Below are 13,673 nucleotides of genomic sequence, written 5' to 3' on the forward strand. Positions count from 1 at the left end.
CCCGAGGCCGAGGCATCCGTAGATGCACGCCTTGGGACTTCCGCCGACGAGCATGGCCGCGCGGCAGTCCTCGATGCCCTCGTACTCGAGGCGCTGGACGGCGTTCTCGGTCGACCCGGCGCAGTGGACGACCGCGACGAGTGGCGTCATCTCCCCCGCGTCGAGCCCCATCACCTCGGCGACGCTCTGTGCCGTCTCGGAGCCGCCGGGCGGACACGCGTTCGGCGGCGCCTCGCCCTTGACGATCGCCTCGGCCAGCCCGGCGCAGCCCGGGTAGCCGCACGCGCCGCAGTTCGCGCCCGGCAGGAGCTCGAGCACCTGCTCGACACGGGGGTCGCGCCTCACGGCGAACACCCTGGACGCGATGGCGAGGATCGTCCCGAAGACGATGGCCATGGCGGTCAGAGCGACGACGGATATGACGACGACGGAGTCCATCCTGCTCCTTCTATCCGATCTTGAGTCCCGAGAATCCCATGAACGCCATCGCCATGAGCCCGGCCACGATGAACGTGATCGGGATGCCGCGCATCGACTTCGGCACGTCGAGGAGGTCGAGGCGCTCGCGGATGGCGGCCATCAACACGAGGGCCAGCGTGAAGCCGAGCCCCGCCGAGAACCCGTGGACCACCGTGTAGATGAAGCTGGCCGCCGCCGGGAGGTCGGCGTTCATGAAGTCCTCGACGTTCACGACCGCCACGCCGAGCACGGCGCAGTTCGTCGTGATGAGCGGCAGGTAGATGCCGAGCGAACGGTGAAGCGCAGGCGACGTCTTCTCGATGACCATCTCGACGAACTGCACGAGCGTCGCGATGACCAGGATGAACGCGATGGTCCGGAGATACGTGATGCCGAACGGCTCCAGCACGTACGTGTAGATGAACCACGTGACGAGCGAGGCCATCGTCATCACGAAGATGACGGCCATGCCCATGCCGAGCGCCGAGTCCGAGTCCTTCGAAACCCCGACGAACGGGCAGAGCCCCAGGAACCGCATCAGAACGAAGTTCGATACGAAGACGGCCCCGATGATGATGGCGAAGAGCTGGCCTAAGTCCATACTACGACTCCTCGCTCTTCCTGCGGCGCATCGCGTCGATCATGTTGAAGTAACCCATCAGGAGCCCCATCGTGATGAACGCGCCTGGCGCCAGGATCATCATGAGCACCGGTTTGTAGCCGGGCCCGAAGACCATGTAGCCGAAGAGCTTCCCGTCCCCCATGATCTCGCGGATGGCACTCACGGTCACGAGCGCGAACGTGAAGCCGATGCCCATGCCGACGGCGTCGAGGATCGAGAGCCCGAGGCCGTTCTTCGAAGCGAACGCCTCGGCTCTTCCCAGAATGATGCAGTTCACGACGATGAGCGGGATGAAGATGCCGAGGCTCTTCGAGAGCTCCGGCAGGTACGCCCCCATCACGAGCTCGACGATCGTCACGAAGGTCGCGATGACGACGATGAAGCACGGGATCCTGACCTTCGCGGGAATCGCCTTCCGGACGAGCGAGATGACGATGTTCGAGCCGAGAAGCACGAACGTCGCCGCGCCGCCCATGCCGATGGCGTTCTCGACCGACGTCGAGACGGCCAGCGCGGGGCAGAGTCCCAGCGCCAGACGGAAGACGGGGTTCTCTCTGTAGACGCCCTTCACGAGCTCGTTGATGGCGCTCATGCCGCGTCCTCCCCGGTCGAGCCGTTCTGCGAGAGGGCCTCGTCGCCAGGCTCGGGCTCCGCGCCGCCGGCGTCAGGGTCGGTCTCGCCGCCGTTGTCGGCCCCGACGCCGCCGGCCCCGGCCCCGGCTCCGCCCTCGACGATCGACAGCAGATGCCCGAGCCCCTCGCGCACCGACGCCGTCACGGCCTCCGAGCTGATGGTCGCGCCCGTGATGGCGAGGATGCCGTCCTCGCTCTCGCTCTTGACGATTGCTAGCTCGTCGGCCGAGCGGCCGTCGAACTGAACCTGGAACCAGGGCCGCGCGCCCGACTCGTCGACTGCGCTTCCGCTCAGCATCGCCCAGAGCGTGTTCTCGGACGCCACCTCGGTCACCTTCGCGCCGAGGCCCGGCGTCTCCTGCTGGAAGACGATCTTGACGCCGCTGATGGTCCCGCCGGGCACGACCCCCACGATGGTCTCGATGGTGCTCGAGTAGCCCTTGCCGTACGCCGTGAACGTCCAGCCGATGACGTCGTCCCTCGCGTCGGTCCCGTAGGCCGTGTAGTAGACGAACGGCCGTCCCTGGAGCTCGGTGTCGGTCTCCGTCATCTCGAAGACCGCGTCGCCGGCGTCGGGGAGCACCTCGCGCCGGGCGTTCTCCTGCTCCTGGACCTTGTAGGCCGCGGTGATCTCGTGCGTCGCGTTGTAGACCGCCGAGAGCCCGAAGCTCGCGATGGCCGCGATCACGGCGAGGGTGCCGACCAGCCGCACGAAGTTACCCACGCTGCTTCACCTCCCCGAACGTCTTCGGCCGCGTGTGGCGGTCGATGAGAGGGACAGCGACGTTCATCAAGAGGATCGAGTAGCTGACGCCCTCCGGGTACCCGCCGATGAGGCGGATGACGACCGTGATGACGCCGCACCCCACGCCGAAGATCATCATCCCCTTCGGGGTCACGGGCGAGCTCACCATGTCGGTCGCCATGTAGAACGCGCCGAGCACGAGACCGCCCGCAAGCATGTGGAAGAGCGCGTTGCCGGTGAAGAACCCGTTCGCGCCGCCGAAGATCCACGTGAGAAGCGCCACTGTCCCGATGTAGGCCAGGGGGATCCGCCAGTCGATGTAGCGCTTGAACAGAAGATACGCCGCTCCCACCAGCAGCAGGAGCACCGAGGTCTCGCCGATGCACCCTCCGATGCGGCCGACGAAGAGGTTGAGCATCGTGTCGGCCGACCCGAGCTCCGTCAGGACCTCGCGGGCCTGCACGAGCTGGTGGGTCGTCGAGGACGGGTCGGCGAGGATCTCGTTGACCTTCCGCATGAGGGCGAGCGGCGTCGCCTGCGTCACGACGTCGACGCCCGAGAGTCCGGCGCCGGAGAGCGTGCCGCCCCTCGCGGGGAGCCACGTCGTCGTCATGGCCACGGGCCAGCTCGCGAGCAGGAACGCGCGGCCGAGGAGCGCGGGGTTCAGCGGGTTGTACCCGAGCCCGCCGAAGACCTGCTTGCCGATGGCGATGGCGAAGACGGATCCCACGACCGGCATCCACCACGGGACGCCGGGCGGGAGGTTGAAGGCCAGCAGGATGCCCGTGACCAGCGCGCTGCCGTCCGCGATGGTGACGGGCACGTTCCGCATGCGCTGGATGAGCGCTTCGGTCGCGAGGCAGGTCACGCACGCGATGAGCGTCAGGTAGAGCGCGCGCAGACCATAGAAGTAGACCGATCCGACGAGCGCCGGGATCAGCGCGATGACGACGCCGTACATGACGCGCGGGACGGAGACGTCCTGCCGGATGTGCGGCGACGCGGAAACGAGGAAGCGGGGCCTGGCCTCGGTCTCGGCCATCAGCTTGCCTTCTCCCTTTCCTTCTCCTGCTCGGCCTTCTCGGCCGCTGCCTTCCGGCGCGCGGCGGCGAGATGCTTCCCGAACTTGAAGTAGTGCACGAGCCGGCGGTTCGAGGGGCACACGTAGGCGCACGAGCCGCACTCGATGCAGTCGTTGAGCCCGATGGCGGCCGCCTGGTCGATCTGACCGGCGATGACGAACTTCTCGATCGTGGTCGGCACGAGCTTCATCGGGCACGCGTCGACGCAGTGCGCGCACCGGATGCACGGGTCGGGGTCCTTCGCGACGACCTCATCGGGGCCGAGGAAGAGCATGCCCGACATGCCCTTGATGACCGGCACGTCGAGCGTGAACTGCGCGATGCCCATCATCGGCCCGCCCGAGATGACCTTCGCCACCTCGCCCTCGATGCCGCCGGCCTCCTCGACCAGCCGCGAGACGAGCGTCCCGATGCGGGCGTGGAAGTTAGACGGCTTCCCGAGCGGCCTGCCCGTCACGGTCAGGACGCGCGAGATGAGCGGACGCCCCTCGAGGCACGCCTGCTTGACGGCCAGCGACGTCCCCACGTTCTGGACGACGACGCCGACGTCCATCGGGAGTCCCCCGGCCGGCACCTGCCTCCTGAGGATGGCGTCGATGAGCTGTTTCTCGGCGCCCTGCGGGTATTTTACTTCGAGAGCGTGCACCTTGACCGGGGCGCCCTGAGGGATCGCGCCGCGCATGGCCTTCACCGCGTCGGGCTTGTTCGCCTCGATGCCGACGGCGCCCCGCTCGCAGCCGAGCGCCTTCATGATGAGCAGAAGCCCCTGGATGATCTCTGAGGGTCGCTCGACCATCAGCCGGTGGTCGGCCGTGAGCCACGGCTCGCACTCTGCCCCGTTCAGGATGACGGCGTCGATCGGCTTCGTTTCGGGAGGCGACAGCTTGACGTGGGTGGGAAAGGCCGCGCCGCCCAGGCCGACGATCCCGGCGTCGCGGACCGCGTTCTTGATGTCCTCGGCCGAGAGCGACTCGGCGTCGCCTCTGGGCTTCACCGACTCGTGCCACGTCTCCGAGCCGTCGCCCTCGATGACGACGGCCTCCGCCTCTCCCCCCAGCGGGTGCGGGAAGCGGCCGACCGCGGCCACCTTGCCGGCGATCGTCGCGTGGACGGGAACCGACACGAAGCCGGCGGCCTGGCCCACGACCTGGCCGAGTGTGACCTCGTCACCGACCGACACGACCGGCTTGGCCGGCGCGCCGATCGACTGCCGCATGGGAAGAACGACGCGGTCGGGAACCGCCGCGTCGACGATCGTGGAGTCCTTCGTGAGGCCCTTGGAGGTGGGCGGGTGCACGCCGCCCGAGAAGCTCCTGAGTCGCAGGGTCGTCTCTCCTCGGCTCGCTGGTCGGCCGAAGCGGCTCAGCCGCCTCCGCCTGCGGTCCGGAGCGGAACCGCGCGGGAGAGGACGTTCCCCTCCGCGCGGTCCGTCGCCGCTCCGGTACTAGAGCACCTCGATCTCGAAGCGCGTCTTGATGCCCGCGCTGAACTCGCCCGACGCCGCGGCCGAGGCCACCGCCGAGCCCTCGCCCGTCATGTCCTGCTCGATATCCATGCGCGCGTGGACGAGATGTCCGCCGTCGATGGCGATGAGCATCGTGCCCTCGCCGCCGCCGACACCCGACACGAGCCAGACGTCGTCGCCCTGCTCGAAGCGTCCCTCGTACTCGAACGAGGCGGTGAACGACACCTCGACGCACTGGACCTCGTAGGTCTCCTTGAACCCGGTCACCGTGTAGACGGTCTCGCCGATGTACTCCTGGTCGAGTCCGGAGATGTCGGCCGGGTCGAGCTCCTCGGTCCAGGAGCTCCCGATCTCGACGGCCTCCGTAGGCAGCGGCGGCACGAGGTAGTCGACGAGGACCTTGAACTGGCCGGTCCCCTCCTCGAGGTAGGCCTCACCCGCCAGGCCGGTCAGCGACTTGACCTCGCCGTCGGGCGACAGCGTGACGATGAGTTCCTTGCCGCGCATCGAGTTGACGTCCGAGTTGGGCATGACCTGGTCGCCCGACGCAACCGAACCGACGGCGTAGTCGAACCGCATGCCGAGTTCGATCTCCTCGTCGGTCGACTCGGTGATCGTGTTCGTCGTGCGGAACTCGGTCTGCATCGAGACCGTCTGCTCGAAACTCGTCATCTTAACGCCGGCCTGCGTCGACTCCTTGAAGCGGTAGCTGAGCACATCACCGACGTCGAAGGTGCGATCGATCTCGACGGGTGTGTCGATCGTGATGTCGCGCCCGACCGTACCACCGCCGCCGCACCCGCCGAGGACGGCGGCCGTGACGAGGACGGTCATCGCGAGGAGAAGCTGGGCTCTTCCGTACATGCGTCTTCCTCCTTCGATAAGTGAGGCCCTCTGACGCAAGAGAATCCGCGCCCGGGCGGGAAGCCAAGCGCGGATTATAGCAGGCCGCATGAGATGAGGTCAACGCCTCCGGCGCGCTCCGCCGGTTCCCGCGATGCCCTCACGATGGCCTCGTCAGACGCCCAGCTTCGACCGAAGCTCGTCGGACTTGGGCGCCTTCTTGCTCCAGCGGGCCACCTCCCTGCCGTCGTCCTCAAGGATGATGGTCGGAATGTCCCCGACCTCCTGCATGGCCGCCTCGACCATGCCGTCGGTCGTGCTGACGTTGTGGGTCTGTCGTTCCAGCGAGTCCGCCACGCCCCACTTGTCGAGGAAGAAGTCGATCTTGGTCTTGGCGTTCTTGCAGGCCTCGCAGTTCTCCTTCTCGAAGATCACGAGCTTCATTCGACCGCGCTCCTGTGCCTGTCCTCGAGTTCGCCCTTCTTGCCGCTGTTCCAGCCGGAGACCTTCGAGAAGTACCCGGTCACCCGCGTGATGCCGTCGACCTCGCGCGAGGCGCAGTAGGGGCACTCCTCCACCAGGCCGCGCGTCACCTTCATGCACGTGTTGCAGGTGGTGAACTCCGGGGAGAAGGCGATCTGCGCGTTCCTCGTGTGGTGGAACGTCTTCTTCACGAAGCTGGCGACGGCCTCCTTGTCGGGCCTGCTGTCGGCTATCCAGACGTGGGAGAGAGCGCCCGCCTCGATCATGTCGTGGAACTTGCCCTCGCGCTTGATGCGCTCGATCGGGCTGATCTTCTCCGAGACGTTCAGGAAGGTCGAGTTCGTGTAGTACACCTCGCCCAGCCCCGGGCTTCCCTTCACGACGGCCGACGCCTGCTCCGGGAAGTGCTCGAGGTCGAGCTTCGCCATGCGGTAGGCGCACGACTCGGCCGGGGTCTGCTCGAGCACGAAGCGCATGCCCGTCGCCTTCGACGCCTTCTCGCAGGCCAGCTTCAGGTGCGCGATGACCTTGAGCCCGAGACGGAACGCCTCCTCCGACTCGTGAAGCTCGCACCCCATGTGGCTCTGAACGAGCTCGTTGAGACCGAGGAGCCCGATCAGGAACGTCACGCGGTGCATGCGGAGATACTGCTGCCCGTCGAGGTCCATGGTCAGAAGCGCCAGCGGGCCGTTGTCGCCCATAGCCAGGAGCTTCTCGATGACGCCGCGCTTCTCCTGGTGCGCCTTGACCGCGAGGGCGAAGAACTGGTCGATCGCCTCGAAGAGCTTCGCCTCGTCGCCCTTCGCCAGATACGCGGCGCGCGGCAGGTTGAGCGTGACGTTCTGGAGCGCCGAGTAGCGCATCCTCCACGGCTCGGCGGCGTCCTCGATGTCAGACTGCTCGAGCTTGAAGGAGAGCCGGCAGCACTCGGAGATCTTGGCCGTCTCGCCGCGGTCGAACACGAAGTAGGTGTTGCCCATCTCGGCGGCCACATCGGAGATGTGGAGCAGAAACTCCTCGTGGCCGGGCGTTCTGAAGAACTGGTCCGTGATGTGAACGAGCGGCTTCGGGAAGAAGAACGGCCTCCCCGTCCCGTCGCCCTCCATGTAGATGTCGAAGAGGGCGAACGCGAAGCGCTGCGCCTCCTTCTCGTAGTCCTTGTAGGTGCGGCCCGTGTACGTGCCGCCCGGCCCGATCGCCATGACGTCGGCGAAGTGCTTCGGCGTCTCCCAGTAGATGTTGATGTCGCTGAAGATCGCCTGGCCGCCGCGCGCGACGCTCTGCTGCGAGTACTCGAAGACGAGCATCTCGGCGAGCTGATGGACGTCCCGGTCGCTCATTCCCTCGAGGAACGGCGAGAAGAACACGTTGACGGCGTCCCACCCGATCGCTCCCGCGAAGTGCCCCTGGAGCGCAGCGGAGAACTTCACCATGTGCGCCAGGAGGATGTCGGGGTGCTTCGCCGGCTTCGCGATGGAGAGCGCGTTCGGGAGCGACAGCCCGAACTTCTTCACGTACTCGAGCGACTGGCCCGAGCAGTACGGGCGGTCGAAGAACCCGAGGTCGTGCAGATGGATGTCGCCCCGGGCGTGCGCGTCGGAGATGTCCTGACTGAAGGCGGCGAGCAGCGCGTACTGCTTCTTCACAGACTCGGCAAGCGTCATGTTCGTCGCTTCCGGGTTGTGAGGAATATTCGCGTTCTCCTTGTTCGGCATCAGGATGATCCGCTCGGCGTCGTAGAGCGGTACGCCGAGACGCGTGTACTTGCGGCGCGCGGCCTCCTGTCCGTGCTCGACGAGCTTCGCGTCGACCAGCTCACGGACGAGCGGCGCGGTGATGACCTTCGTCTGCGAGAGGACGATCTGGTTCTCGACCTCGCGCGAGATCTTCTCGGCGAGCTCGACCGACACGTCCGCCTCTCGGATGAGCGTCTCGATGATCTTCTCGCGGTCCCAGACGACCATGTCGTCGCCGGAGGTCCGGACGAAGAGCGCGAGATCGGTCGCGTCGAGCGCTGCCTCGGCCCGCTTCTGCTCGATCTCGGCCAGCTTCGCGTTCACGGTCTTCTGCCGCACCTGCGACCGCCGGTCTCTGTAGAGGATGAACGCCTTGGCCGTCTTCGCGTGCCCGCGCTCAATCAGGACCTTCTCGATGGCATCCTGTATGTCCTCTACCTGTGGGAGGTTGGAGTCCTTCTCGGAGTAGAGGTACAGGAGCACCTCGTCGGTCAGGCGCTCGGCGACCTCGCGGTCGCGGCCGCCCACCTCCTGGGCCGCCTTGAAGATGGCCGTCGTGATCTTCTTCCGGTCGAACGGCACGATCTGGCCGCTGCGCTTCCGGACGAGACGGAAGAGCTTGCTCGCGAGTCTCCTGTGGAGACCGAGCACCTCTTCCTCGTCCATGTAGAGCGTGAGCCGAGGCGACGGCTCACCATCGCCGACAGCGGGCTCCACCGTGTCCACGTGCGACGTGGAATCGGAGGGGTCCGCGGTCGCGACGCCGTCGGTCGGCGAGTCGCTCTCATCGAGCGCGACCATCTCGTCCAGCGAGGTCTTCTCCTCGTTCACAGATGACATTGGCTGGACACCTATCCTCTCATGGTCGAAAGCAGGGAATCCCTATCCCCGAACGCGGTTCTTCCCCGGAGTTCGAGGCTCGTTTGGCGGCACGTGTTTGAGTCGTCAGGTGTGATACGGAAGGGAAGCCACCACACATCCACCCGTCACATGGTCTCCCGTGAGCTCCTCCGCGAACAGCGGAGGCAGAGTAGCAACGCGCGCGCGGGCGTGTCAAGCGAGAACGTTATTTGGGGTCGTTTTTCTTCTCTGTGAGGACTCGATGAGCGTCCAGGGACGGTTTTCCGGAACCGTCGGGCGGTGCCTGGGGGGCTACTCGGAGACGGGCGCGAGCGCCTCCACCCGGACGCCCGCGTCACGCAGAAGCTCGACGGCGAGGTCGTCCGGATAGGTGTCGTCGGTCACGACGCGGACGATGCCGGCGTTGATGATCATCTTCGCGCAGACCGAGCACGGATGGTAGGTCGAGTAGATGGTGGCGCCGTCGATGCCGGTCCCGTAGTTGGCCGACTGGATGATCGCGTTCTGCTCCGCGTGAATGCCGCGGCAGAGCTCGTGGCGCTCCCCCGACGGGACCTTGTGGCGCTCGCGGACGCACCCGGTCTCGTCGCAGTGCGGCAGTCCAGACGGCGCGCCGTTGTAACCCGACGCGAGCACGCGGCGGTCCTTGACGATGATGGCGCCGACCTGCCGTCTGAGACACGTCGAGCGCCCGGCCACGAGCCGCGCGATGTCCATGAAGTACTCGTCCCAGCTGGGCCGCCTTCGGGCCATGAGACCTCCGTAACAGGCCTTCCTTAGGGTGGTTACGAGGACCGGACCGCGACGCTGTGCCGATTCCCGCCACCGTGCGGGGCTCCCGGACGCCCGGCGTCTCGTCGCTCTAGACGGGCCGCTCCTCACCGTCGACCAGCGGGAAGCCCGCCGTCAGGTCGAGGACGTCCTTCCTCACCGACTCGAGCACGCTCTCGTCGTCGAGGTTCGTGATCGCCCGGTCGATGAGGGCGACGATCCGGTCGATCTCGTCCTTCCCCATGCCGCGCGTCGTGATGGCCGGCGTGCCGACCCTGATGCCGCTCGCGACGAACGGCTTCTCGGGGTCGAACGGGATCGTGTTCTTGTTGATGGTGATCCCCGCCTTCTCGAGCCCCTTCTCTGCGTCGCGTCCGGTCACACCCTTCTCCCTCAGGTCGACGAGCACGAGATGAGTGTCGGTGCCGTCGGCGACCAGGCGGAACCCGTGGCGCTTGAACGCCTCGGCCATGTGCTGTGCGTTGTCCAGGATACGCTGCTGGTACTCCCTGAACGCCGGCTGCATCGCTTCGTGGAGACAGACCGCCTTGCCGGCGATGACGTGCATGAGAGGCCCGCCCTGGATGCCCGGGAAGACCGACTTGTCGATGGCCCTGGCGACGTCCTCCTTCATCAGGATCATGCCGCCGCGCGGACCGCGGAGCGTCTTGTGCGTCGTCGTCGTCACCGCGTCGGCGTGCGGCACCGGACTCGGATGGAGCCCCGCCGCGATGAGTCCGGCGATGTGCGCCATGTCGACCATGAGATACGCGCCGACCTTGTCCGCGATCTCCCGGAACGCCGCGAAGTCGAGCGTCCGCGGATACGCGCTGGCGCCGGCGACGATGAGCTTCGGCTTGCGCTCGAGCGCGAGCTTCTCGAGAGCGGCGAAGTCGATGACCTCGGTCTTCTCGTCGACGCCGTAGTGGACGACGTCGAAGAACATCCCGGAGAAGCTGATGGGATGGCCGTGCGTCAGGTGGCCGCCGTGCGCCAGCTTCATCCCGAAGTATGTGTCGCCGGTCTCGAGCAGCGCGAAGTAGACGCCCATGTTGGCCTGACTGCCGGAGTGCGGCTGGACGTTCGCGTGGTCGGCCCCGAAAAGCTCCTTGGCGCGCTCAATGGCGAGGTTCTCGGCCGTGTCGACGTGCTCACACCCCCCGTAGTACCGGCCGTTCCGGTCCCAGTTGATGGTCCCGTCCTTGCGCCGGAAGAAGGGGTAGCCCTCGGCGTACTTGTTCGTCATCACTGACCCCACGGCCTCCCTGACCGCCTCGCTCGTGAAGTTCTCCGACGCGATGAGCTCGACCGTCTCGGTCTGCCTGCGGACCTCGTTCTGCACGGCCTCGTGGATCTTCGGATCGACGTCCTTGAGCCTCGCCATCACTCCTCCCCCTTCTCGACGTTCATCATCTTCTCAACGCGGCGCTCGTGCCGCCCGCCGTCGAAGCCGGCGTCGAGCCAGGCGTCGACGATGCCGAGAGCGTCCTCCACCGACAGGAACCGGGCCGGAAGGCAGAGCGCGTTCGCGTTGTTGTGGTTTCTCGAGAGCTCGGCGATCGTGGGCGTCCAGGCGAGCGCCGCGCGCACCCCGTCGACCTTGTTCGCCGTCATGCACATGCCCTGACCAGAGCCGCAGACGAGCACGGCGCAGTCGGTCTCGCCGCGCGCGACCATTCGCGCAGCGGGAGCGCCGAAGTCCGGGTAGTCGGTCGACTCCTCGCTCGTCGTGCCGAGGTCCACTATGTCGTGTCCGGCCGACTCCAGGTGTTCGCGGACGCGCTCCTTGAGCGCGTATCCCGCGTGGTCGGATGCGATCGAGACTCTCATCGTTCGTTCTCCAGGATCCTCGGCAACGCCGATCTCAGCAGGTCACGGATCAGACCGTACGAGCTACGGTACTCGTCGAGGTCGCCGCCGATCGGGTCGGGCACGTCCTCGTCGCCGCGGCCAGCGTACGTCGACAGAAGATGCGTCTTCCCCGCCGCCGCGGGAACGAGGTCCGTGATCTCATCCACGTGGTGCCGGGCCATGGCGAGGATGAGGTCGGCGCTCTCGATGCGCTCCGGCGTCAGAGCACTTGACCTGTGGTCCGAGATGTCGACACGCGACTCGGCCGCAACGGTGACCGCCTCGGGAGTCGCCGGCGCGCCCTCGATGCCGAGGGTCCCGGCGGACGTCACGCGGATGCCGTCGGCGCCGGCCTCGCGGAGCAGCTCCCGGAGCGTGCCCTGCGCCATCGCGGTGCGACAGGTGTTCCCGGAGCAGACGAGCAGAACGTTGTACGGCATGGTCCTCCGCTTCGTTCGGTCTGAACGCCCAGTGTACGGGAGGTTCTCGGGGTGAGTCAAGAATCAGGGGTTCTCGGTCCCGTGGGGCGCCCGAAGCCGGCGCGCCGGCAGGGAGCGGAGCGGGCGCGTCCGCTATGCGGCCTCGAGCACGTCGAGGACGTCCCGCGCCGGCACCGTCCCCTCCCTCAGGATCCCAGGCTCGTCCCTCGACAGGTCGACGATCGTCGACGGGGCGGTCGCCGATGCCCGATACCAGCGGATCGACACCTCGATCCAGTCCCTGAGCGGGCGGACCGCGTCGTCGACGGTCTCGGGCGGAGACTCGCCCTCGACATTGGCGCTCGGAGCCGTGATCGGAAGCTCCAGGAGCGCCAGGAGCTCGCGCACCACCTCGTTCCGCTCGACGCGGACGCCGACCGTGCCGGTCCCGGCCGTCAGCTCGTCCGGCAGCCGGCCCGACGACGGCAGAACGTACGTGAGCCCCTTGCTCCCCAGGCGCCACTCGAGCTCCTTCACGGCGCCGGGCACCTCGCTGACGAACGGGCGCATCATGGAGAGCGAGTCGACGAGAATGAGCAGAGGCTTCGACGGGTCCCGCCGCTTCGCCTTGAACACGCGCCGGACCGCGAGGTCGTTCGTCGCGTCGGCGGCCAGTCCGTAGAACGTCGTCGTCGGCACGATGATGAGGTCGCCGTCTCGCACGGCGCGCGCCGCCGGTTCGAGACGGACCTTCATCTTCTCGTCGCTTCGCTCGGTCAGGTCGATCTCCCGCACGGTCTCCCTCCAGGGTTGCAGTCAGCCGTCGCCGTCCACCGGCAGCCGGCTCAGAGCCGCGCCAGCGCGCGGTGACCGATGTCCCGCCGGTACGCGGCGCCCTCGAAGCTGATGGCGCCGACGCCCTCGTAGGCGCGTTCGAGCGCGGACGGAAGGTCATGGCCGAGCGCCGTCACGCCCAGCACCCGACCGCCCGATGTCACGACGCGCCCGTCCTCGCTCCGGGTGCCCGCGTGGAACACGATGACGTCCTCGAGCGACCCGGCGTTCGCGAGCCCGGAGATCTCCTTCCCCTTATCGTACGAACCGGGATAGCCGCCTGACGCCATGACGACGCACGCGGCGGCGCCGTCCCGGGTCCCGACGCTCGACGGGTCGAGCTCGCCGCGGGACGCCGCGAGCATGACTTCGGCGAGGTCACAGTCTGCGAGCGGCAGGGTCGGCTGGGTCTCCGGGTCGCCGAAGCGGCAGTTGAACTCGACGACGCTGGGTCCGGACTCCGTGATCATGAGGCCGGCGTAGAGCACGCCTCTGTAGGGCTCGCCGGTCCTCTCGGCGAGCGCCGCGATGGTCGGTTCGAGGACCTTCGTCACGACGCTCTCAAGAACCGCGCCGGACACGACGGGCGCCGGCGCGTACGCGCCCATCCCGCCCGTGTTCGGGCCGCGGTCGCCCTCGAGCGCGCGCTTGTGGTCCTGCGACGGCGTGAGAACGGCCAGACGCTCGCCGTCCGTCAGGGCCAGAACCGACGCCTCCTCCCCGACCAGGAACTCCTCGATGAGCACCTCGTGACCGGCCTCGCCGAAACGCGACTCGAGAAGCGCCGCGTCGACGGCCGCCTTCGCCTCCTCGCAGTTCCCGGCCACGGCGACGCCCTTCCCCGCGGCCAGGCCGTCGGCCTTGATGACG

The 13,673-nt window shown here is 67.4% G+C and carries 15 protein-coding genes; all 15 read right to left on the reverse strand.

Annotated features, from left to right (window positions below; translation table 11 throughout):
* Positions 1–438: RnfABCDGE type electron transport complex subunit B (locus tag GF405_02445; GenBank protein MBD3367019.1), on the reverse strand; the 438-nt coding region annotated here is incomplete at its 3' end.
* Between the two features lie 10 nt (positions 439–448).
* Positions 449–1,060: an electron transport complex subunit RsxA gene (gene rsxA, locus GF405_02450; GenBank protein ID MBD3367020.1), complete on the reverse strand. Its 612-nt coding sequence runs from the start codon at positions 1,058–1,060 to the stop codon at positions 449–451.
* Between the two features lies 1 nt (position 1,061).
* The gene (locus tag GF405_02455) at positions 1,062–1,673 is read right to left on the reverse strand and encodes an RnfABCDGE type electron transport complex subunit E (GenBank protein MBD3367021.1); all 612 of its coding nucleotides are present in this window, start codon (positions 1,671–1,673) and stop codon (positions 1,062–1,064) included.
* Complete coding sequence (locus GF405_02460) at positions 1,670–2,437, reverse strand: FMN-binding protein (protein MBD3367022.1); 768 nt, start codon at positions 2,435–2,437, stop codon at positions 1,670–1,672. Before GF405_02460 ends, GF405_02455 begins: the two co-directional genes overlap by 4 nt.
* Positions 2,430–3,500, reverse strand: coding sequence for an RnfABCDGE type electron transport complex subunit D (locus GF405_02465; protein ID MBD3367023.1), 1,071 nt, complete (start codon positions 3,498–3,500; stop codon positions 2,430–2,432). The genes GF405_02460 and GF405_02465 overlap by 8 nt, the downstream gene beginning before the upstream one ends.
* Positions 3,500–4,864, reverse strand: a complete 1,365-nt coding sequence (gene rsxC, locus GF405_02470) for an electron transport complex subunit RsxC (GenBank protein ID MBD3367024.1) — start codon at positions 4,862–4,864, stop codon at positions 3,500–3,502. The genes GF405_02465 and rsxC overlap by 1 nt, the downstream gene beginning before the upstream one ends.
* Positions 4,865–4,984: 120 nt before the next feature.
* Positions 4,985–5,869 carry a hypothetical protein gene (locus GF405_02475; GenBank protein ID MBD3367025.1) on the reverse strand — a complete coding sequence of 295 codons (885 nt, stop codon included), beginning with the start codon at positions 5,867–5,869 and terminating at the stop codon, positions 4,985–4,987.
* 153 nt (positions 5,870–6,022) lie between these two features.
* A complete protein-coding gene (locus GF405_02480) occupies positions 6,023–6,292 on the reverse strand; it encodes a hypothetical protein (GenBank protein MBD3367026.1) in 270 nt (89 codons plus the stop codon).
* A complete protein-coding gene (gene nrdD / locus GF405_02485) occupies positions 6,289–8,907 on the reverse strand; it encodes an anaerobic ribonucleoside-triphosphate reductase (protein MBD3367027.1) in 2,619 nt (872 codons plus the stop codon). Before nrdD ends, GF405_02480 begins: the two co-directional genes overlap by 4 nt.
* Positions 8,908–9,219: 312 nt before the next feature.
* Positions 9,220–9,681, reverse strand: a complete 462-nt coding sequence (locus GF405_02490; GenBank protein ID MBD3367028.1) for a cytidine deaminase — start codon at positions 9,679–9,681, stop codon at positions 9,220–9,222.
* Between the two features lie 109 nt (positions 9,682–9,790).
* Positions 9,791–11,083, reverse strand: a complete 1,293-nt coding sequence (locus GF405_02495) for an aminotransferase class I/II-fold pyridoxal phosphate-dependent enzyme (GenBank protein MBD3367029.1) — start codon at positions 11,081–11,083, stop codon at positions 9,791–9,793.
* Positions 11,083–11,529 carry a ribose 5-phosphate isomerase B gene (gene rpiB / locus GF405_02500; protein MBD3367030.1) on the reverse strand — a complete coding sequence of 149 codons (447 nt, stop codon included), beginning with the start codon at positions 11,527–11,529 and terminating at the stop codon, positions 11,083–11,085. Before rpiB ends, GF405_02495 begins: the two co-directional genes overlap by 1 nt.
* A complete protein-coding gene (locus GF405_02505; GenBank protein ID MBD3367031.1) occupies positions 11,526–11,990 on the reverse strand; it encodes a low molecular weight protein arginine phosphatase in 465 nt (154 codons plus the stop codon). Before GF405_02505 ends, rpiB begins: the two co-directional genes overlap by 4 nt.
* Positions 11,991–12,122: 132 nt before the next feature.
* Positions 12,123–12,764: a threonylcarbamoyl-AMP synthase gene (locus tag GF405_02510; protein MBD3367032.1), complete on the reverse strand. Its 642-nt coding sequence runs from the start codon at positions 12,762–12,764 to the stop codon at positions 12,123–12,125.
* Between the two features lie 50 nt (positions 12,765–12,814).
* A partial coding sequence (gene purD / locus GF405_02515; GenBank protein ID MBD3367033.1) for a phosphoribosylamine--glycine ligase occupies positions 12,815–13,673 on the reverse strand: 859 nt, incomplete at its 5' end.

It is taken from the genome of Candidatus Effluviviaceae Genus V sp. (genome assembly GCA_014728125.1).
In the GTDB taxonomy this organism is placed as follows: Bacteria; Joyebacterota; Joyebacteria; order Joyebacterales; family Joyebacteraceae; genus WJMD01.